This is a genomic window from Mucilaginibacter jinjuensis, from assembly GCF_028596025.1.
GTDB lineage: Bacteria > Bacteroidota > Bacteroidia > Sphingobacteriales > Sphingobacteriaceae > Mucilaginibacter > Mucilaginibacter jinjuensis.
Genome location: NZ_CP117167.1, coordinates 4,885,258 through 4,907,686 on the forward strand (window position 1 = coordinate 4,885,258; position 22,429 = coordinate 4,907,686).

Here is a 22,429-nt window from a genome sequence, read left to right on the forward strand (position 1 = left end):
AAGAATTTTATTTTGTCAGCTCGCTAATTGCCTGCTCTATTTTATCAAAACCAAAATTCTCCAACATCTTATCCATATTAGCAACAATATGCTCATTGCCTAAGTTACCGATGCTGCCCTCATGGGTGTGGTTAACTTCCTTAGCCGGGTTAAAATCCCCTTTCTCAATCGCCATACCTACTTGTTTGTAAGCATCGCGGAAAGGTGTGCCGCTTAATACCAAACGGTTCACTTCTTCTACACTGAACAGGTAGGTATATTTAGGATCATTTAAAATATCAGTTTTTACAGTGATATGTTGCAGCATAAAAGTTGCCATTTGCAGGCATTGTTTCAGCTCGGCAAAGGCCGGGAATAGCAACTCTTTCAACAATTGCATTTCGCGGTGATAGCCCGATGGCAGGTTGGTGGTCATCATGGCAACGTCGTTTGGCAGGGCTTGTAAACGGTTGCAACGGCCGCGCATAATTTCCCAAACATCGGGGTTCTTTTTGTGCGGCATAATGCTCGAGCCTGTTGTCAGGTTTTCAGGGTAGCTGATAAAGGCAAAGTTCTGGCTCAAATATAAAGCCTGATCCATCGCCATACGGCCTAATGTTGCAGCAATAGCAGATAATGCCTGTGCAATAATTCTTTCGGTTTTACCACGCCCCATTTGGGCGTAAACTACGTTATAGTTCAGGTCATCAAAACCCAATAACTGGGTAGTCATGGTACGGTTTAACGGGAACGACGAGCCATAACCGGCAGCCGAACCCAGCGGGTTTTTATTGGTGATATTCCATGCAGCACGAACCAGTTCCAAATCATCGGTCAGGCTTTCGGCATAAGCGCCAAACCACAGGCCGAATGATGATGGCATGGCCACCTGTAAGTGGGTATAGCCGGGTAATAAAACATCTTTATGTTTTTCACTCAGTTCAATTAGCTGGCGAAACAGCGTATTGGTTTCTTCAACCACCTGTTGTAATTCGCTGCGGAAAAAGAGTTTTAAATCAACCAAAACCTGGTCGTTACGCGAGCGGCCGCTGTGGATCTTTTTGCCGGCCTCACCAATGCGGCGGGTTAGTAATAGTTCAATCTGCGAGTGCACATCTTCAACATCGGCTTCTATGGCAAAATTACCCGCTTCAATTTCGCGGTAAATTGCTTTCAGTTCTTTCTGGATCACGTCCAGATCTTCGCTGCTCAGCAAATCGATAGTTTCCAGCATTTTGGTATGCGCCAGCGATCCCAGCACATCAAAAGCTGCCATTTGATTATCCAGCTCGCGGTCTTTACCCACCGTAAACTGATCTACCAATTGATTACTATCCGTTTCTTTTTGCCATAGTTTGCTCATGCTGCAAAGATGTAGAAAAAAATAATGCCCCCCAACCCCCTAAAGGGGGAGAAAGAGAATCAGGAATCGAGAGGCAGGAATCGGGACTATTCCAAATTTGTCATTGCCGGGAGGAACGACGTGGCAATCTCGTAGCCATACAGATCGAATAAGTATTGGCGACGAGATTGCCACGCTGTCGCTCGCAATGACAAATTGGATAGTATGCTTATAATTAAAACAGTCCACCCTGTGTAGGAGGCGGGGGCAAAAACTTAGGCCTCATAATATCTAATCCCAGCGCCTTATTTATTTCTTTCACGGTATAATCAGCCAACTCGGGCGAGTACCGCTCATCGTGCTGGTGCATAAAAAACCAGAGCGATTGTAAACCTTCATCAGTCCATTTTTTGATTCGTGCAACCCAGTCGTCAATCCGTCTGTAATCTGTAGCGTCGAGGCTGTTGCCCACGAAGCGGATAAAGGCATGCGGCGTGGGCAAATTCATGTGTACACAATCTCGTCGGCCGGATGCATCGGTAATTACCGCACCCATATTCAGGTCGTGCAGTAGCTTGAAGATATCATTTTCTTTACCCGCAGTGTTAAACCATTCTTTATGGCGCACTTCTACAAAGACCGGCACATCATGTGGCAGATGCTCCAGATATGCTTTTAATTCGGGGTAACTTTTGGGTGCAAAATTATCGCTCAGCTGCAAAAACAGCGGGCCCAGTTTATCGCCGAAAGCCATGATACCGTTATAAAACTGCGTGGTAATTTCTTCCGCATTTTTTAGCCTACGAATGTGGCTGATGCTTTGCGAAAACTTAGGGCAAAACTTAAAACCGGGGTTTGGTTTTGCTTTATCTGCCCACTTGGCAATGGTATCGGGGCCGTAGGTTTGATAAAAAGTTGCATTTAATTCTATCGAATCAAAATGCTTAACATACTCATCTAAAAAATTGGCGTCTTTAGTTTTTGGGGGATAGATTTGCCCTACCCATTCCTTACGCCCCCATTTGGCGCAGCCCACATGTGCTTCGAGTTTACCCGTACCTTTTGCGGCTGTCAACACACTGGCTGTCAAAGCCGTATCAGGCGGTAAAGTAAAGTCTATATCCTTTAATATTGAGGGGTCAACGCGGCCAAATTCCATAAAATATTTTTTGTTGAAGATAGGTTTTTACCGGTAAATCTGCGGCGATTTTGCCAGGTATAAAACTCAACCGTAGATTATCATTTTTTGTTTTTTTTCAATTTTCTTCATTCAGGCTGTCACGGGGCGGTTTTTCTTGCGTCTCTTAATTCGAATTAGCAAAACAACTTCTAAGCATCCACTTATATGAGACACATTTTACTCGTACTGATATTGCTATGCCTGGTCACGACAGTGCATGCACAAACTACCGCCGCCAAAGGCCTCGGTATTATCAAAGGAACCATTATAGATTCGGCCAAAAATGCGCCACTCGGTTATGCCACCATAGCAGTTGTTGATGCCGAAACCAAACAACCTGTTAAGAGTACTTTATCTAAAGATAACGGTTCGTTTGAGTTAAGCGGATTGGCATTGAAGTCATACCAACTCAATGTGATCTCGGTAGGTTATCAAACCAAAAGCATTGCTGTTAATACTTTGAAAGAAGGCGCGGCTACTGCTAATGTAGACAAGATCATCCTCGCACCATCGAGCTCACAATTGAACGAGGTTAAGGTAACGGCAGCCAAACCACTGGTTAAACAAGAGATTGACCGCGTAAGCTACGATGTACAAGCCGACCCCGACAGCAAAGCCCAAACTGCCATGGATATGCTACGCAAGGTACCACTGATCTCTGTTGATGGCGACGATAACATTCAGCTACAGGGAAGTGGTAGTTATAAGATTTTCATTAACGGTAAACCATCGCAAATGCTGGCCAATAACCCCAAAGATATTTTGAAGGCCATGCCTGCGGCCAACATTCTAAAAATTGAAGTGATTACCACCCCTCCTGCCAAGTACGATGCCGAAGGCCTGGCGGGGATCATTAACATCATCACCAGCAAAACTGCTGATGATGGCTACAATGGCAGCGTTACCGCCCGTTACAATCTTCCCTGGGGGCCAAACCTTAACCTTACCGGCACTGCTAAACAGGGCAAGTTTGGGGTCTCGGGCTATGTGGGTGGCGGCGACCGGATAGCGGTTACTACCAACTCTTTAAACGAAAGACAGACTTACGCGCCGGTTTCTGACTTTTTACAAACAGGTAGCCGCCAAAACAAGGGTAAGTATGTTTACAGCTCGGTTGAACTAAGTTATGAAATTGATACGCTGAACCTTTTAACAGGTTCTGTAGAATATGATAAAGGCCGATTCGACCAATTTCAGGATCAACCAACCCAATTCACGAGTGCAGATCCAGGTACACTGCCACAATCGTATCGCTTATTAAATAATGGTGGTTATGGCTGGGACGAGACTGATTTAGGTTTAAATTATCAGCTGGGCTTTAAGCGCGATAAAAAACAATTGTTAACGGCATCGTACCAGTATACCTATTTCTCGAACGAGAACCACAGTGATATTTCTACCGTCGACCGGGTGAATTATAACAGCCCAGATAATAACCAGCAAAATAATGCAGGTACCAGGCAGCATACCCTGCAGCTCGATTATGTGCACCCACTTAAACAATTAACGATTGAGGCCGGTGCGAAAGCCATCTTCAGAAATAACTTTAGTAATTCTGAGGTAGAAAATCTCACCAACGTTAACGGCCAGAATGTTTTTGTGACAGACCCTACCCTGAGCAATGATTTTAATTACCATCAAAACGTATATAGCCTGTATAACTCGTACACTTACAAAGCCGGAAACTGGACATGGAAAGGTGGTGTGCGCATGGAACACACCCATGTTGATGCCAACTTTTTTACAGATGGAAGCTCATTAAACAGGGATTACACCAATGTAATACCATCGCTATCTATCATGCGCAACTTCAGCAAAAATCAGAGTTTAACTTTTGGGTTCACTAATCGTTTGGAGCGCCCGGGCATCTGGCAGCTGAATCCGTTTGTTGATCGATCTAACCCGCAGATCATCAATACCGGTAACCCTGATTTACATGCTGTATTGAGCCATTTGTTTGAACTTACCTACAATAAATCCGGCATAGGTAACATCAGCGCCAAATTGAGTTATATGTATACCAACAATAGCATAGTTAGCGTAACCAAATTAATATCTGATACCCTGAGCGAAACAACTTATGATAACGTGGGGAAATATAAAACAGCCCGTTTTAATTTGAATGGCAGTTACCCGATCACTAAACAACTGAACGCCAGTTTAAATACCGCCTTGTTTTATGTATGGATAAAAGGAACCTACAATGGCGAGTTTTATAGCAATAAAGGCCCACGCACCAACACCAATGCAAGTGTTACTTACAAACCGGGCGATGATTGGACAATAGGTGCAAACTATGGCTATAACAGCCACTTAATATGGCTCCAGGGAGGTTCTAATCATTACATGTATTCGTCGTTAAGCCTAAGCAAGGTTATCCTCAACAAAAAACTGACGATTACCGGGGTGGTTAATAACCCAACCCAAAAACTGTATACATATACACAGTTTACCTCAACGCCAGATTTTTACCAGGCTAATACCCAATATCAAATTTATCGCACCTTCAACTTCAGCCTTAACTATAAGTTCGGCAAGCTAAGCAGCGACATCAAGAAAAATCAGCGGAGCATTAATAATGATGATGTGAGTAAGCAATAGATTTAATTCAAAATTAAAAAGTCAAAATTAAAAAGTCAAAATCCTTTCAACTTCCGTTTTTGAATTTTGACTTTTTAATTTTTACTTCAAAAAGAATTATTTTCTCTCAAACTGGTACAGCGTAACGCTCTTAAATACTTTTCCGGGCTCTAACAAGGTTGGCGGGAAAGCTGGTTGGTTTGGTGAATCAGGATAATGTTGGGTCTCTAAGCAAAATGCGGTTCGGTAGGCATCCGGCTGGTCGCCTTTCATTTTAAAATCACCTTTCATAAAGTTACCGGTGTAAAACTGGATGCCGGGCTGAGTTGTAAACACCTTCATGATTAAGCCGGACTGGTCGCCAATTACAGTAACAACCGGTACCTGGGTATTAGGATGATTCAGCACGTAGTTATGATCATAACCGTGGCCAAATTTAATCTGCTCGTTATCATCATTAATACGGTCGCCAATTGGCAGCGGTGCGCGAAAATCAAACGGGGTTCCTTTAACGCTCGCCACTTTTCCAACCGGGATCAGGTCTTTATTAACCGGGGTGTACTCATCAGCATTAATCTGCATAATATGTTTCAGTATCGTGCCGCTGCCTGCGCCGTTCAGGTTAAAGTAAGCGTGGTTAGTTAGGTTAATAAAGGTTGGTTTATCGGTTTTGGCTTCGTAATTAATTTCGAGGCTGTTGTACCGGGTAACAGTATAAGTAACTTTAACATCCAGGTTGCCGGGGAAACCTTCTTCCATATCAGCCGAGTGATAGGTTAGCTCCAAAGTATGCTCATTAGGCTGCACAGCATCCCAAACTTTGGAGTCGAAACCCACTTTACCGCCATGCAGTGTATTGGGGGCGTTATTAATAAACAAGCTATATTCTTTACCATCCAGTTTAAATTTACCGTTGGCAATCCGGTTCCCATAACGTCCAATCAATGCCCCATAGTAGTTGCTTGATGATTGCTGGTAGCCTTTCAGGTTATCAAACCCGGCTATCACATCAACCATTTTGCCGTTTGCGCTTTTTACCAGCAGGCTTACTACACGGCCGCCATAATTGGTAATAGCCGCCTGCATACCGTTTTTGCCCTTTAAATAAAATAATTTAACCTGTTTGCCATCAATAGCTTGTTCGAAACCGGTGGTCGCCGGCAACAATTTGCTTGTGGCAATAGTGTCAGTATCAGTCATTGTTGTGTTAGTTTTTGGTTTATTGGAATTGCAGGATGCTAAAATACCGGCCGAAACAGCCAGCATTGCTATGTATCTTATTTTCAGGCTTAATAATTGCATATAGGTATGATGATTAAAATGATGAAACTATCAGTTTTGATTTTAGTTTCCTAAGTTTTGTAAAATATTAAGATACCGTTTAAAGTTAGCACACATTTGTTATCAAATTAGCAATAAATACAAATGCTTAATAGAAACTTCATACTGTATGCTTATTTTTGGCCGTTAAATATAAAATGACTCAGAAAAGGATTAAAAAGCGAAGAATTGCACTGGTACTCATTGTTATCACCATGTTTTTTGCTGCCTATGCGCGTCATAAGCTTAATCAGCCTGTTACTACCGGTCGTTTAGAAAACAAGCAGATGGATGAGATTTCGGGTATTGCTGCCTCTGCCGTTAATCCTGATGTTTTCTATGTTCATAATGATAGCGGTGATACCAGCCGTTTTTTTGCCATTAATGCCGAAGGCAAACTCAAAGCCACTTATTATTTTAAAGGGACGGCACAAACCCGTTTTGGCGTTACCGATTGTGAGGATATTGCCGTTGGCCCCGGCCCTGTTAAAAACAAAAGCTACATTTATTTGGGCGATATAGGTGATAACGGAGGCAATCATCAAAACATTGCAATTTACCGCTTTAATGAACCTGTGTTATCGGCAAAAGATAGCGTAGGTAACCTTAAAAGTTCTGTATTATATCTCAAATATCCTGATGGCCCGCGTGATGCCGAAACCCTAATGGTTGACCCTGTTGAGAAGCTGTTCTACATCGTATCTAAACGCCAGGACTCGGTAGCTGTTTACACTACCCCACTTAAATTTAACGATGGCGATACCGTTACCCTTACCCGCCAGTGCAAACTGCATTTTAAAGGATTGCCATTAATGAGATGGATCACAGCCGGAGATATTTCGGCCGATGGCAGCCAGATATTATTGAAAAGCTATTCTACCGTTTATTACTGGAAGCGTGAAACCGGCGAACCCGCCTGGAAAGCCATGCAGCGCAAACCCCAGGAACTGCCTTACGAGCAGGAACACCAGGGCGAAGCGATTGGCTTTACGCATGATGGCAAAGCATACCTTACCACAAGTGAGGGCGTATATGCACCTATCTATAAGTATTTCCTGCCGGGGAGTTAACTATTCTGCCTTCTCGCTAATTTCTTCCCAATAAACGGTTTCCATAAAAACGCCATTATCAGAGGCCACCTTATCGCGAATTTTCTCCAGCTCCTGTTTTAGCTTAGCGGGTTCGGTTATGTCGGTAACAGAATGATAGTAGATCGTATTACCTGTTTTACTGTTTATATATTTAAAATGCCTTGTGTTTGTTGCCATTGTTAGCTACCGTTAATATACTAATCATATAATACGTTAACAGGCTGTTTTGTTGAGGTTAAATGTTTGATTATATTTTTATATCCATTTTTTTACGTTTAGATTAGTGAATATTAAAAACCTACAAAACATGTATAAAAAATTCCTAACCACATCATTAATTGTATGTGCAGTAGTATTGGCAGCCTTTGCAGCAGCAGACCTGAACGGCAAGTGGGTTGGCCAGGTTAGCATGCAGGGCAATGATATCCCCCTAACCTATACTTTTAAAGTTGACGGTGATAAACTAACCGGTGTTGCCGAATCTTCTTATGGACCATCTGCCATCGAAAACGGCAAAGTAAAAGGCGATTCAATCTCCTTCACCACCAATGTAAGTGGTTACGAAATCCCTCAACACGGCAAATTTTATCAGGATTCTGTTTCGTTAAATATCGAAGTTCAGGGTTCTAACCTGCATGCGGTGTTGACAAGAGCTAAGTAAGCTCAGAGTCAAGAATCGGGAGACAAGAATCAAGATAATACGTATTTCCGTAGAGACACAATACTTTGTGTCTCTTAACTATTTATAATTAAAGCACGTCATTGCGAGGTACGAAGCAATCCCCTACTTACAGAGCGGCTCTGTATGCTACGAGATTGCTTCGTACCTCGCAATGACAAATTATATATTTACTTTAAGCAAACTGCGCCCACTAACCTATCATAACCAAATCATTGTGGCATCTTAATTTTCGGGCAGCACAACATTTGCCATACCACACACTTTCACAGAAAATTGAGCAGCCACGAGCTTTCTTTTGGTTACTTTTCTTTGGCGGCCAAAGAAAAGTGACATCCACTGACGCTTCATATACTTCATTACCTTTCCTTATGAAAAACGGATTATCCGTTATTTAAGGTGGTGCTAATCGGTCTGAGATTGCTTCGTACCTCGCAATGACGCGCGAGATGAAAGCATCTGCATATTGGCACATCCTCACATCTGCATCATCATTTTTACCTCCCCCTTACACCAACCAATAATCAACTTCTTATCTTTAGCCACAAAATAAAACAGCTATGAAAGTTGAAATATGGTCTGATGTGATGTGCCCGTTTTGCTATATCGGCAAACGCAGGTTTGAGGATGCGCTTGCTAAATTTGAGTATGGCGGCGAAATTGAGATTGAATGGAAAAGCTTCCAGCTTAACCCTTTGATGAAAACTAATCCCAACATCAGCATACATGATTACCTGGCCGAAACTAAAGGTTGGCAGCCCGAATACGCTCGTCAGCTAAATGAGCAGGTTACAGCAATGGCTGCTGAAGTTGGTTTAACCTACAACATGGACCAGGCCGTGGTTGCCAACAGTTTTGATGCGCACCGCTTTACACATTATGCCAAACTAAATGGCGTAGGTATTGAGGCCGAAGAGCAATTATTCCGTGCCTATTTTACCGATGGTAAAAACATTGCCGACCATGACGTGCTTGCAGAACTAGGCAGCAACATCGGACTAAATCCTGAAAACATTAAAGAAGCACTGGCCACAAACGCTTACTCAGACGAAGTACATTACGACTTGCGCGAAGCCCAGGAATTAGGTATCAGTGCTGTTCCGTTTTTTGTATTGGATAGAAAATATGCCGTATCAGGCGCACAGCCCGAAGTTGTATTTTTAGATGCCCTGCAAAAAGCCTACAGCGACCAAGAAATTGAAATTATTGCCGATAACACAGATAACAGCTGTGATGTTGATGGTAGTAATTGCTAAGGATTTCTTATTAATCTTGTCATTTCGACGATAGGAGAAATCTTCTGCGCTTTACCATTAGCGCAAATTTATAGCGCAGAAGATTCTTCGCTATCGGTCTGAATGACAAAGTAGATTTAAACAAAAAAGCCGTACCGATGATTATCGGTACGGCTTTTCTTTTATCAGGAGCGTTTGTATTAAAACTCAAACTCGTTTGATGGCATACCGATTGGTGCGCCAGGCGGCATATCCAAAGGCTCTGCAGGTTGGAATTTCTCCGGGTTCTTCTGAAACTCGTTGATCTGCGAAAGCGCAAAGTAAATAGCCGCCTTTTGTTTTGGCGATGCACTTACCAATTGGCTACCCATCCAGGTGCTTAGCTCGGTAATTTCCAGCAGGGCTTCTCCCCTTACGTTTTCGCCGGCACGGCTATTGGCTGCCAGTTGTAATAGGTACTTAGTGGTTAGGTTATTAACCAGTATATGTAGTTCACCTTTGTAGCCCGGCTCAATTGGTGCTTTCCAGGTTTTTTCGAGCAGTTTATCAACCATTGGCATAAAGCCTGGCTGTTTTTCGTCGCGCGAGTTATACTCGATTAAACGGGCAGCACGATCAGCATCTAACAGGTAACCCAGAGTCGTACTTGCGGCACTTTCGGCAGCGCCAAGCGGGTCGAACGTTACGCCGGTATGGCCACCAAAAGTTTCAACCGTTGACGGAAAACCTACCGGGCGCGGTGGGATTTTCTCGATCAAGCCTTCCGGCAAAGCTAATGCTTCGGGCGTAATGGTTGATAATAAACCATCGATAGAACGCCATTGCTCGGCAGGGTCAATCATTTTGGTAACCGTTTCGCCATCGTTTTTAAGCGCATGTGTAAAGTAAAGGCCACCGATTGAGTTAGATACCGCTTCGATCTGATAACGGTGCAGCAGGTACATCGGCACCAAAACTTCCTCTAAGGTCGACATCGGCGCATCCTGACGGATTGCTTTCTCAGAGAAATTATCCAGAATATGACGGCGGATGGTCATCAGTTTGGTTAGCTGGTCAACCGGGTTAACACCATCATCCCACTGGTGAGATAACGGGTGTACGCCACCGCCAATATCAGGGATAAAGATGTGGCCTTGCGCCAGGGTTTCTTTCATAATCTTGTCCAGCGCCTCATCCTCATTCGTTCCTTTCGGAAAGTCGGAGTAACCCCACATAATAGCGCGTTTATCCCAGCTACCGATACCTTTTGCGTAAGCGTCTGATACATCGATGCTACCATCAGCCTTCATACTAAAGCGCGGGAAAGGATAATCCATTACCGAAGCCCTGTCGTGCGTGCTGCTGGTGTAATTGTGGTACAAACCAAGCGTGTGGCCAATCTCATGTGCCGATAACTGGCGGATCCGAGCCAACGCCATTTGCTCCATTGCCTTTGGTATCGGTTTACCATCAATATAAGGTTGTAATAAACCTTCTGCAAGTAGATAATCCTGGCGGTGGCGGTCTGAACCCAAAGTTACTTCACCTTTCAGGATTTCGCCGGTACGAGGGTCGATGTACGACATACCATACGAAAACGCCCTTTGCGGGCTGCCTGAGCGGTTTACCCAGTTCACTACGTTATAGCGCATATCCATCGGGTCGGCGCCTTCTGGTAATTCTTTTACAATAAAAGCATTTTTATAACCGGCAGCTTCGAAAGCCTGGTTCCACCATGAGCCGCCTTCTATCAGGGCTTTTTTAATCAGCTCTGGCGCACCACGGTCTATGTAGTAAACAATCGGCTCTACCGGTTCGCTGATGGCGGCATTAGGGTTTTTCTTTTCTAAACGGTGACGGGCTGTAAAACGTTTAATCAGCGGCTCATTCATCGGGGATGAAAAATCGTAATAACTAAACTCATTAAAACCAGAGCGAGGGTCGAACTTGCGTGGTTTAAAGCCATCATCAGGCAATTGTACAAAGGCTTGGTGCATGCGCAAGGTTACCGCACTTGGATCGGCAGCAACACCACCACCTCTACGGCCTCCGCCGCTACCACCACCTGTAAAAGTGATCAGCGCTTCAAACTCACTATTTTTAGGAAAGTTTTTTGTGTTCTCGATATTAATGGCCGAACGTGTTTCGTCTAAACGGTAACCACCACCGGCTGGTGCGGCACCACGACCGGCGGCTGCAATAGCGCTGCCCAGGTTACCACGACCGGTACCCAGGTTATCTCCAATCCGCTGAACATCCCGGATCAGGAAAGGGGTCATATCTACCAGTACCTTATCGCCCTCAACAGCTGCCGGGGTAAAGCCCCAAAGTATTGATTTGGCAAAGGCATTCTCTACCGCTTTTTTCTCATCGGCATTACCATTTACCGAACGGTAATTGGTAACGGGCTGCACCAAAAACACCTTCGGCCCAACCTTTGTAAAATGAGTAATTACCGATGTTGATTGGCCTCGCTCGGCTCCACCATTACCCACGCCATCTGCAAGCGCGTTGAAGTAAAGGAAATCCTTATCGAATTTGTCGATCTCGAGGTAAATTTTACCGCTTTTATCATCGTAATAAAAGTTATAAAATCCCTCGTACTTTTTAAGGTTTTGGGTGATAGAGGCAATCGTCGCAGCAGGCCTTGCTTCGGTTGCACGACCTCCGCCTTCGCCCGGTTGCCTGTTCTGCGCGAACGACACCCCGCTTAAGGCCAGCATAGCCGCAGTTATGGGTAAATAATACTTCATAGTTTATTAATTTGAGTAATTAGTTTGTTAGTTTCCCTTGCAATAAGCACTTCTTAACACCGAAAGGTATTAATCTGAAATACTTTTCAAGAAAAGTAAAGTTTTTTGATTGAAAACAGATGAGTTTATATTGATTTAACAAAAAAGTTACGGCTTAAATGAGAGATTCCCATCAAGATCCCTATATTTTCAATGACTTATTAATTTCATTTTGTCATTCTGAAAGATAGTGAAGGATCTTCTTCGCAATGTACCACGAAGAAGCATGGTGCAGAAGATATTTCGCTATCGCTCAATATGACAAAAAGGAAGGTTGATTCAATAAAATCTTCTTACCTTTTAATCATGAAATCTATAAAGCATTATAGTGTCTTCATTATCCTGTTTGTCTGGTCAGCTTGTGCTGCATCTAATGATATTCAGCTCGAAAAGGTTACCGAAACCTCGGAGTATTTACATTGCGACAAAGTATTCTCTAACAACCGCGATTCTATAGTTCAACTCAACCAGATCCTTATCCAAACCGGGACTATTGATACAACGGACGAAAGAAGTTTTAAAGCCGCCATCATCCATATCCAGGGAAAAGAAATCATACTGGATCTGGTGAAATCTAATCAATCACATAACGATCACCATGAGCAATACGCCGGCAAAGGCTATAAACTGGAGTTGAATTACGAACCTAAAAGCCTGGCAAACGATACCATGTATACAGGCAATTGCGAGATCTGGCAGGGCAAACTACATTCGGATATAAAAGTTGAAGGCATCAGAAATAACTTATAAATTGCCTTAATGAGTACCGAATCAAAAAAACATATCATTGTTGTAAAAAAGCTTAAGCTTAACACAACCGATGCCGATCATTTAATCTCTGATCCCTTCAACTTCGACGATATTAAAGAATCTGTTAAACCTTATGTTTTCGACGAAAAAAATGTAAAGGTGGAAGTGCATGGCGATGAAATTACCTTCATTATACTTTGCTCTGAAGAAGTTAAGCGATCTACCATTGGATTTAGCCAGGGGAGTTGATGACTCTCTCCCGTCATGCCGAACTTATTTCGGCATCCCACAGGACAGGTAGCATACTTGGCAATTTAAGACATGACGTATACTTAGCGCATGGGATGCCGAAACAAGTTCGGCATGACGGGTGAAAGAAATCACCATAAAACCTTAATTTTGCCGCATGGACTGGATTTCTGTAAAAGATAAATTACCCGCACCTCAAGAACCCGTTTTGGTACTGATACATGCCGATGATGAAGACTATCTACGCTTCAACAGTATGCAGGTAGCCTATCACTGGGTTAACCAATGGATTGGTAAAGACAGCGGGTTGAGCGAAGTAACCCATTGGCTCCCGCTTCCCCCAGCACCTAAAGCTCCGGTTGATACCCATTTTGAAGCTGTGAAATTTGCAGCCGATAGCGTAATGAGCCATTATGTACCTGCTGATAACAAAGCCCAGTCATTCTCATTTACTCTTACCGTGGAAGGCAGAACCCATACCGCTTATTACGAGCGCGACACCGATGGCTATTGGGATTTTAAGAGATACACGCAATAAAAGCATCCACATCATCAACCTGCATCAGGATTGATTGGTAAGGTTTTGATACGCCGTATAGCTTATCAACGATAACAGGCTCTTTAAAAGTAATAAGTAAATTACCGCTATTTTTAAGCACCCCGCCTTTAAGGTAAGGTTCATCAGAAGTATAATCGTTGGTGATTTTTTGCAGGGATTGGATATTATCTAACCCTGTAATTGCCCGCCAGCGCAGGCCTGTGCGGAGTATGATCGTATCCTCATTAATCAGCACCTTACGTTTAAGCATAGCTGATAGATCGGCAATAAAAACAATGCTGCTATAAGCAGATAGTACTGTCAGAATAATAGCTGCGGTATGGCTCCATTTCATCAGGAGCAAGTGCATGGGTACAATTTCAATCAATATCACGGCAAACAATACGCACCATATAGCCACGTAACCACAATCTTTATAAGTGCTGAATGATTGGTATTGCGCATCTACCTTTTCCTTTTTCCAAAAGAGCAATCCGTATCTTAATACAGCAACTTCGGCAGCTAGTACTTTTATAGCGGGTGAGCGGCCCAGTGCTCCAGCCATACTTAAACGCAGGTTATAGATAGGATCGGCAAAGGCAGTGTGGTGTATCAGATAGGCAGCCCTTATTTTTTTGATTTGCGTTATGGCATATCCAATCACAAACAATTCGGCCAATACACTTAGCTTGCGGATCTGTAAAATGTAACTACGCTGCTGTTGCGGTAATACCAAATAAGCCAATCCGCAGCAAACACTAAAAACAAGGAACAAACTTTTGGCCGAAACTTTTAACGGCCTTACAATAACAATGTAAAATAGTACAGGGAAGGTAAGTACAAAATCGGCCAGCAAGCCATTGGCAACTTTATCGCGCACAGCTAATGGAACTGCATGTAATATCGTCAGTCCACCGAAAAATATCGCGAAAGCAATGAGGATAATGGATATAATGTTACGGTTTGGGCGGAGGGAAATGGCTATCATTATTTTGAGATTGAGGACAGCTTAAAGATAGTGATAAAAGCTTTTTGTTATTATGTAATTTATGAGGGGCTGTCACACTGAGGCACTCGAAGTGTCGCGCGTAGAGGCCTGCCCACCATACTTCGACGGAGCTCAGCATGACAGCCGATTTGTTGTAAAGAAGATTGCCACGCTACCGCTCGCAATGACAAATTTTCCCCCTACAACAACTTCCGCACAATCAAAAACGCGCCCGTAGCAGCCAAGCTTGCTATACCTGCCAGCTTTGCTCTGCTTTTGGTTATTTTTTTAGAAGCGTAGCCGCCTGCTATTTTATAGTCAGTGCGTTTATCGCCCGGCTCAAAAATAGTTCCGTTGGTTACGGGTTCGCATTCGGCATTTTTAAAATAATGCTGCATAAATTTAAGCAGTCCGAAGCGGGTAATTTTGGGTGATAACGACTGGCCGATCTTCGCCATAAAAGCAGTGCTGCCAATTACTACACTATCGCGCGGGTTTTGTACCAGGCCTACAATTTCGGAGGCTACCTTAGTTGTAGGGATTACCGGCGGGATAGGCTTTAACTTCTTACCTGTGTAATTGCCAGCATGCACCGGCCCGGGCGTATCTACAAAACCGGCGTATACATCGCAGATATGAATATCGGGGAAGTCGATCATTTCGGTACGCAATGCTTCTGCATAACCACGTGCGCCAAACTTACTGGCTGTATACGCCACAGAGTAAGGCATAGCCACATAAGCACCTGCCGAATTCATATTAATTAATGTGCCGTAGCGTTGCTTTTTAAAATATGGCATGGCAGCGTAAGCACCATGTATGTACCCCATCAGGTTGGTTTGGATTACCTGGGTATGGGCTTCGAGCGGTACGGCGCTAAATTCGCCCAGCAAGCCTATACCTGCAATGTTGATCCACACATCAATACATTTTCCAAAAGTACAGGCGTCTTTAGCCAGTTCTTTAACGGCGTCGGGGTCGGTTACATCGGTTACTATGGCAATAGATTTGGCACCGAGGCGGTCGCATACATCAACAACTTCGTCGAGCGCTTCTTTGCTACGGGCGGCCAGTACCAATTTACAGCCATACTGCGCCAACTCAATTGCGGTGGCCCGGCCTATGCCGCTAGACGCACCTGTTATTACAATAGTTTGCTTATTAAGCGGTTGGCGGACATCAATTCTGGAACTGAATAAACTCATGCGGGTAATTTGTTTTACAGCGTAAGATATAAGAACCCAATTAGCTATTGAAAGGTTTATGAAATTTTATTTTAGCGCAAACTCCCGTTATCAAATTTACTCCGCAACAGGCATTTATCTCAAAGTGTTATTCGGACACATAAAACTTTAAATGTATTTTTGCGGCGGGTTACAAACAGGGATATAAAATGACAACAGAACAAATTGAGTTAAAATCAACAGCGCTTCGCCCGGCGGTATTAAGGGCAGCGGTTGGGGCTATGTTTTTTATGGCGGGTTTATGCTTTGCCAGCTGGGCTTCGCGCATTGCCACTATTCAGCAAAAACTCAATTTATCTGATGCTGCACTTGGCGGTGTATTGTTTGCTTTGCCTGTGGGTTTAATGCTATCGCTTCCATTTTCGGGCTGGGCGGTTAATAAAATTGGCAGCCGCATACTACTCACTATCGCTATTATTACGTATAGCATATTGCTGGTTAGCCTTGGTTCTGTAACACATGTTTACCAACTTATTATGTGCCTTGTAGCATTCGGTTTTGCCAGCAATGCCACCAATATTGCTGTAAATACACAGGCCGTAGCTACCGAAAAATTGTATACCAAGCCCATCATGGCTTCCTTCCACGGTTTGTGGAGTTTGGCTGGTTTTACGGGTGCGGGTATCGGCACCTTTATGATTGGTAAAAACATCCAGCCGATGTATCACTTCATGCTTATTTGTGCGATGACGGTCATAGTGGTATTATTCTGCTTGCAATACCTGCACAATGATCGCAACGACCACACCAGCAGCGGACCGGCTTTTGTGATCCCCGATAAATCATTAATTAAACTCGGCCTCATAGCTTTCTGCTCCATGATTTGCGAGGGTGCCATGTTCGACTGGAGCGTGATCTATTTCAAGAAAATTGTACTGGCCGAAAAAGCCTGGATAGCCGCAGGCTATACCGCCTTTATGTGCACCATGGCTACCGGCCGTTTTATTGCCGATTGGTTTTCAGCTCGTTTCGGCCTGAAAAGAACCTTGCAAATTAGCGGTACACTGACTGCAACCGGATTAATGATTGCCGTGTTATTCCCAACCCTGTATACTGCAATCGGTGGCTTTTTACTGGTTGGTTTCGGCGTATCATCAGTAGTGCCGATGGTTTATAGTGCAGCAGGGCGGTCTAAAACCATGTCACCAGGTGCGGCTATTGCTGCGGTATCAACTATTAGCTTTGTAGGCTTTTTAGTTGGCCCACCGGTTATTGGTTTTCTGGCAGGCGCATTTACGTTAAGGGTTTCGTTTACATTTATTGCACTGATGGGGACCTGTGTGGTGATATTGGCTACTAAGGCGAAGGTGGAGTAAGGTAAGTTTAAAAAAGTAAATGCAGTCGCTCGGCTCTTGCCGAGTGACGACTATCAATGGGGCCCCGGCCTTTATTAATCTAATTTTTTACTAATGTCGGCCAGAGGCCGCAAAATATTAGTCACTCGGCAAGAGCCGAGCGACTGCATGAGATCCAATAACTATTGGCGACGAGATTGCTTCCCCGAAGTAAATTCGGGACAGGCCGTTCCTCGCAATGACAAATTTTGTGTTTATATCCCGATTCTTGACTCTCAATTCCCGATTCTCTTATAAAGAGATCGCTTCACCCTGTTTCGGATAAATTAAATGCAGTTGTAATTTATTCTCCGCATTTAACTGTTGCTTAATTTTAACGATATTGGTTTGCGGTAGTTTAAGGTGGGTAATAATAACGTTGAAGCCTTTCAATTCACCTGCTCCTGTGAGTGTTTCCAGCTCTGTAAATTCGCTCATTAACCATTTTGGAGTGAAGTGACCGAAGAGTGATTTATCCGGCTGCTCATCCGGAAATGAGGTTTCGATCATAATCGCTTTTAAGCTTTTATTTTTAATCAGCGGGGCTATCGCTTCCCAAAGTTTGTGCATGTTGGTGCTTTTCTCAATGGCATCGGGGCCGGTATCTCCCAGGTATAAAACATAGCTGTTTTGGCTTTTTACCAAAAAGGCTGTACTTATTAAATTAGAGTGGCTTAGCGGAAAAGCCTTTACCGTCATTTCGGTGTTTTTGATCGGCATTTCTTCGCCTGGGGTTAATACCTCGTAATGGTATTTTTTAAGCGCAGGGGCTTCGCCGGCATCGGCAAAATTGGCCCAGCTGGTCCAGGTAAAGTAATGGGTTTCGAGGGTTTTCAGGCAATCAGCAAAACCGTAAATGCTCTTCGTGCTGTCATCCGGCGAGTTCAGTATCAAGCCTGATACATGGTCGAGGTGCGAGTGCGAAATAAAATAGCCTTTAATATATTGCCTTAAAACATGCTCTGCGGGCACATTAAATACTTTATTGGCCACAGCTTTGTTAATGCCTGCACGCAGTGTACCGGCATCGAGGCATATATAATGATCAGAACCCTGGGGCGCTAACATATAGGCCGAGAGGTTGCTTTCGTCGGCACCGCCTAAAACACCAAGCGGCACCAATTTAAAATTATGCTGGGCATTGGCCGACATTACAGCGAAACAAAAAAACAGGGTAATAACGTATCTGATATTAATCATGCACTATTTGTATTAAGTACCGCAATTTAGAAAAAACTAAATTACACGTATATTAAATAACAGTACATTTATAACTGCATTAACGGTTTTTTACAACAATATACCTGTTTCTGAGGCAATTGGTGCAAAAGTATTTTTTTAACGGCAACCAAAACAAAAATACCTTTACAAGCGGCCCGCGAGGGACTCTTAAGTGCAAGATATGCTTACACTTTTTGCAAGTATGATACGTTTGCCTTTGTTGAATTGGGGTCACATTCATTTGAGCAATCATGCTTATTTTTAAAAAATGGAATACTAAAGTTTTGCCAGGCGGGTAAAGGCAGATTCCAACTGAATAAACAGCTGGGCGTATTAAATTAATCAGGGCACTACTTTAATATTATATATTAAATTATACTATAAAATTAGTGCTTTATACGTCTTAAACGCATTTTTTGATGTTAAGAAATCGATTAGTAACAAGAAAGTTACAAAACAAATATTCATTAACTTTAAATTAATAATACTTAACTAAAGTTCGGTCGAATTAATCAAAGGGTAAATTAAAATTTACTCGGTTTTCATTTTCTTTTGTTCCGATTTCTTAAACTCGTAATCGCCCCCTAATAAATAACCCCAGGGCTTAAGATCTTCAATACGATCAAAAATGATTTTAAGGATGGCAATAGTTGGAATTGACAGGAACATGCCCGAAAGGCCCCACAACATTTCACCAATCAATATCCCCAGGAAAGTAATCAGTGCATTTAGCCTCACCTTTGAACCTACAATTACCGGTAGCAAAAAGTTGGCATCAACAGCATGTATAACTATTACGCCTACAGCTACAAACAAAGCTTTACTCATGGCGCCAGTAGCAAAGGTGATAATGGTACTTAGTAATAAAGCAGTAAAAATACCTATGTAAGGTATAATGTTAAACAGCCCGGTTATAATACCCAGCAAAGCGGCGTATTTAATGCCAATAACCCAAAATAAAGCACATGCAATACATGATACCACCAGCATCTCTAACAAAAGCCCAACGATGTACTGCCGTAAAATAGATTGAATGTTTTCTGCAATATCATGAACCAATGCTGTGTGCTTTTTACCAAAGGCCTTTAACACAAACTGCAATAATAGCCTGCGATATATGAGCAGCAGAAAAGTAAAGATGATAATGAACGCAAAAAACAACATGAGCGATGATACCGATAAAAAGGTAGCCCCTATAACCTCTGTGCCCGATGACATGATTTTTTTTGTGGTATTATGCACATAAACCATCTGCTTATCTACATTTAAGTGAAATGTAGATTCTATCCACTGCTGGATATCCCCGGTTGATTGGTCTATTTGCTTTTTCAGCATTGGCCAGTCATCAGCCAGGCTGGATATACGTGTACCTATCAGGTAACAAATGCCGCCAATAGCAGCAATCATAATCAAAATAGATATAAAGGCACCTGCGCTTCGCGGCAGGCGGAGCTTGTTTTCCAGAAAATTAGATAATGGCAATAGTAATATAGCAAACAAAAACCCAAACATTAGCGGGTCCAAAATCTCTTTCCCGATAATAATGAGGTAGCCAAGCGAAATAATGCCAATTAAGGTAAGCGCAAGTTTGGCATAAAAAGGCATGGTAGGTAGTTTTGTAATCATAATTAAGCTATTGGCCGGGTGTTTCTAATTATTAAATATAGTGTTTTTAACATCAACTTGGCTTTTATGTTTCGCAGGCAAACATGGTTAATGTTTGTTTGGTAATGTATTTGTAACTATTACTATCTTCGTTCTATGTCAGCCGCACAGCAAGCAAAACAACAAATTGATGCATTAACTGCCGAGTTAAGGCAGCACACTTATAACTATTACGTTCTGGCCCAGCCCACTATATCAGATTATGATTTTGATAAAAAGCTGGAGCATTTAGCTGAATTGGAAAAACAATTCCCCGAGTTTTTGGAACCCGATTCGCCCACACAATTAATCGGCGGCGAAATCACCAAAGAGTTTAAAACAGTTAGGCACCGATGGCCCATGCTCTCTCTGGGTAATACCTATAATGAGCAGGAATTGCTGGATTTCGATCAGCGGATTAAAAAAGCTATTGGCGATAACTTCGAATATGTGTGCGAGCTGAAGTTCGATGGCTTATCCATGAGTATTACTTATGAGCATGGTAAACTGGTGCGTGCGGTAACCCGTGGCAATGGTGTGGAAGGCGACGAGGTGACTACTAATGTAAAAACCATCCACAGCATACCTAAAAAACTGGGAGCTGGCGATTACCCCGACATGTTCGAGATCCGTGGCGAGGTATTTATGCACCGCAAAGCCTTTGAGCGTTTAAATGATGAGCGTATTGAAGCCGGAGAAGTGCCTTATGCCAACCCGCGCAACTTTGCATCCGGCACGATGAAACTGCAGGACTCGGGCGAGGTAGCCAAGCGTCCGCTCGATTGTTTCCTGTATTTCCTATACACCGAGAAAGTTTTATTTAAAACCCACTGGGAAAGCCTGCAAGCCGCCAAAAGCTGGGGTTTCCATGTGAGCGAGCATAGTAAGCTGTGTGGTAACATATCAGAAGTACTTGATTTTATTAATTACTGGGAAGAAAAACGTTTCGATCTTTCTTTCGATATAGATGGTATCGTTATTAAAGTAAACAACTACAACCAGCAGGAAGAGCTTGGGTTTACCGCCAAAGTACCCCGCTGGGCCATTGCCTATAAATACAAAGCCGAACAGGTTGAAACTGTACTTGAAAGTGTGGTTTACAACGTTGGTCGCACCGGCGCAGTCACTCCTGTTGCTAATTTAAAACCGGTGCAGCTGGCAGGCACAACAGTAAAACGTGCTACACTGCATAATGCAAATCAGATTTTATTACTCGATCTGCACGAGGGCGATTCTGTTTACGTTGAAAAAGGTGGTGAAATTATCCCGAAGATCATCAGCGTAAATCCGGCAAAGCGCAAGCCCGATGCCCCGGCTATTGAATACGTAACCCACTGCCCTGCCTGCGGTACTTTGTTGGAGCGCAAGGAAGGCGAAGCGGCTTTCTACTGCCCTAATGATGAAGGCTGCCCACCGCAGATTGTGAGCAAAATGCAGCATTACGTAGGCCGTAGAGCCATGAATATTGATGGCTTGGGTGATGAAACCATCGAAACGCTTTATCAAAAAGGCTATATCAAACACATCAGCGATATTTACGAATTGCATAATAAATATGATGAGCTGAAAACGATGGACCGCTTCGGCGAAAAATCAATCCGAAATATGCTGGATGGTATCGAGAAATCTAAACAGATGCCCTTTGAGAAAGTGCTGTTCGGCCTGGGTATCCGTTACATCGGCGAAACTGTTGCTAAAAAACTGGTAGCTTACTTTAAAACCATCGACAGGCTGATGGCTGCTTCCCTGGAAGAACTGGTTGCTGTTGATGAAATTGGCGAACGAATAGCCCAAAGCCTCATCGAATACTTTGGCGGTGAAAAGCACCGGGAAGAAATTGCCAAACTGCAAAGCCAGGGCTTACAATTTGTATCCGAAGAAAAAGAAGTAGTACTGGCAAGCGAAAGCCTCAGTGGTAAATCGTTCATCATCTCGGGCGTATTCGAAAAATACTCGCGCGATGAGTTGAAGGATATTATCGAGCAAAACGGCGGTAAAATTTTAAGCAGTATTTCAGCTAAATTGAACTATCTGGTAGCTGGCGACAATATGGGCCCGGCTAAACTGGAGAAAGCCAATAAACTCAACATTCCGATTATTAGTGATGAGGAGTTGCTGGGGATGATTTAAGGATTTCGGAAGTCGGATTTTCGATTTCGGATTTTAATTTAAATATACCGTCATTGCGAGGTACGAAGCAATCCCCGACTTACAGAGTGGCTCTGTATAGTTCGCGATTGCTTCGTACCTCGCAATGACGTTCTTTGGGCAAAAGATCCAACTT

Annotated in this window: 18 protein-coding genes; 9 read left to right on the top strand and 9 right to left on the bottom strand. The window is 43.2% G+C overall.

Going from position 1 to position 22,429, the window contains the following annotated elements:
• Positions 1-7 precede the first annotated feature (7 nt).
• Complete coding sequence (gene argH, locus PQO05_RS21035; RefSeq protein ID WP_273629419.1) at positions 8-1,342, bottom strand: argininosuccinate lyase; 1,335 nt, start codon at positions 1,340-1,342, stop codon at positions 8-10.
• A gap of 214 nt (positions 1,343-1,556) precedes the next feature.
• A complete protein-coding gene (locus PQO05_RS21040) occupies positions 1,557-2,480 on the bottom strand; it encodes a DUF72 domain-containing protein (RefSeq protein ID WP_273629420.1) in 924 nt (307 codons plus the stop codon).
• Positions 2,481-2,666: 186 nt separating this feature from the next.
• Between PQO05_RS21040 and PQO05_RS21045 the strand changes: the two genes are divergently transcribed.
• Positions 2,667-5,102 (top strand): TonB-dependent receptor, encoded by a 2,436-nt coding sequence (locus PQO05_RS21045; RefSeq protein ID WP_273629421.1) that lies wholly within the window; start codon positions 2,667-2,669, stop codon positions 5,100-5,102.
• 96 nt (positions 5,103-5,198) lie between these two features.
• On the opposite strand, the gene PQO05_RS21050 is transcribed toward PQO05_RS21045, so the two are convergent.
• Entirely contained in the window at positions 5,199-6,281 is a 1,083-nt protein-coding gene (locus PQO05_RS21050; RefSeq protein ID WP_273629422.1) for an aldose epimerase family protein, read from the bottom strand.
• A gap of 278 nt (positions 6,282-6,559) precedes the next feature.
• On the opposite strand from PQO05_RS21050, the gene PQO05_RS21055 reads away from it, so the two are divergent.
• A complete protein-coding gene (locus PQO05_RS21055) occupies positions 6,560-7,471 on the top strand; it encodes a hypothetical protein (RefSeq protein ID WP_273629423.1) in 912 nt (303 codons plus the stop codon).
• Here the strand turns inward: PQO05_RS21055 and PQO05_RS21060 are convergent, their stop codons facing one another.
• On the bottom strand, positions 7,472-7,669 hold the full coding sequence (locus PQO05_RS21060; protein WP_174315144.1) for a hypothetical protein: 198 nt from the start codon (positions 7,667-7,669) through the stop codon (positions 7,472-7,474).
• Positions 7,670-7,799: 130 nt separating this feature from the next.
• On the opposite strand from PQO05_RS21060, the gene PQO05_RS21065 reads away from it, so the two are divergent.
• The gene (locus tag PQO05_RS21065) at positions 7,800-8,153 is read left to right on the top strand and encodes a hypothetical protein (protein ID WP_273629424.1); all 354 of its coding nucleotides are present in this window, start codon (positions 7,800-7,802) and stop codon (positions 8,151-8,153) included.
• 578 nt (positions 8,154-8,731) lie between these two features.
• The gene (locus tag PQO05_RS21070; protein WP_273629425.1) at positions 8,732-9,427 is read left to right on the top strand and encodes a DsbA family oxidoreductase; all 696 of its coding nucleotides are present in this window, start codon (positions 8,732-8,734) and stop codon (positions 9,425-9,427) included.
• A 179-nt stretch (positions 9,428-9,606) separates the two neighbouring features.
• Here PQO05_RS21070 and PQO05_RS21075 read toward each other — a convergent pair whose 3' ends face one another.
• The gene (locus PQO05_RS21075; RefSeq protein ID WP_273629426.1) at positions 9,607-12,138 is read right to left on the bottom strand and encodes a zinc-dependent metalloprotease; all 2,532 of its coding nucleotides are present in this window, start codon (positions 12,136-12,138) and stop codon (positions 9,607-9,609) included.
• A gap of 345 nt (positions 12,139-12,483) precedes the next feature.
• Here PQO05_RS21075 and PQO05_RS21080 point away from each other — a divergent pair, with 345 nt between their 5' ends.
• The 3 genes from PQO05_RS21080 to PQO05_RS21090 all read left to right on the top strand — a co-directional run bounded on the left by PQO05_RS21080 (position 12,484) and on the right by PQO05_RS21090 (position 13,714).
• A complete protein-coding gene (locus tag PQO05_RS21080) occupies positions 12,484-12,927 on the top strand; it encodes a hypothetical protein (protein ID WP_273629427.1) in 444 nt (147 codons plus the stop codon).
• A gap of 9 nt (positions 12,928-12,936) precedes the next feature.
• Entirely contained in the window at positions 12,937-13,176 is a 240-nt protein-coding gene (locus tag PQO05_RS21085) for a hypothetical protein (protein WP_273629428.1), read from the top strand.
• A 157-nt stretch (positions 13,177-13,333) separates the two neighbouring features.
• A complete protein-coding gene (locus PQO05_RS21090) occupies positions 13,334-13,714 on the top strand; it encodes a DUF551 domain-containing protein (RefSeq protein WP_273629429.1) in 381 nt (126 codons plus the stop codon).
• Here the strand turns inward: PQO05_RS21090 and PQO05_RS21095 are convergent.
• Both PQO05_RS21095 and PQO05_RS21100 read right to left on the bottom strand, forming a co-directional pair.
• Positions 13,695-14,702, bottom strand: coding sequence for a hypothetical protein (locus PQO05_RS21095; protein WP_273629430.1), 1,008 nt, complete (start codon positions 14,700-14,702; stop codon positions 13,695-13,697). The genes PQO05_RS21090 and PQO05_RS21095 overlap by 20 nt on opposite strands.
• A gap of 200 nt (positions 14,703-14,902) precedes the next feature.
• Positions 14,903-15,907, bottom strand: a complete 1,005-nt coding sequence (locus PQO05_RS21100; protein ID WP_273629431.1) for an SDR family oxidoreductase — start codon at positions 15,905-15,907, stop codon at positions 14,903-14,905.
• Positions 15,908-16,095: 188 nt separating this feature from the next.
• Between PQO05_RS21100 and PQO05_RS21105 the strand changes: the two genes are divergently transcribed.
• Entirely contained in the window at positions 16,096-17,262 is a 1,167-nt protein-coding gene (locus PQO05_RS21105; protein ID WP_273629432.1) for an MFS transporter, read from the top strand.
• Positions 17,263-17,532: 270 nt separating this feature from the next.
• Here PQO05_RS21105 and PQO05_RS21110 read toward each other — a convergent pair whose 3' ends face one another.
• Together PQO05_RS21110 and PQO05_RS21115 are read right to left on the bottom strand one after the other, a co-directional pair.
• On the bottom strand, positions 17,533-18,480 hold the full coding sequence (locus tag PQO05_RS21110; protein WP_273629433.1) for an MBL fold metallo-hydrolase: 948 nt from the start codon (positions 18,478-18,480) through the stop codon (positions 17,533-17,535).
• Positions 18,481-19,032: 552 nt separating this feature from the next.
• Positions 19,033-20,127 carry an AI-2E family transporter gene (locus PQO05_RS21115; protein WP_273629434.1) on the bottom strand — a complete coding sequence of 365 codons (1,095 nt, stop codon included), beginning with the start codon at positions 20,125-20,127 and terminating at the stop codon, positions 19,033-19,035.
• Between the two features lie 135 nt (positions 20,128-20,262).
• On the opposite strand from PQO05_RS21115, the gene ligA reads away from it, so the two are divergent.
• A complete protein-coding gene (ligA, locus tag PQO05_RS21120; RefSeq protein WP_273629435.1) occupies positions 20,263-22,275 on the top strand; it encodes an NAD-dependent DNA ligase LigA in 2,013 nt (670 codons plus the stop codon).
• Positions 22,276-22,429: the final 154 nt, after the last annotated feature.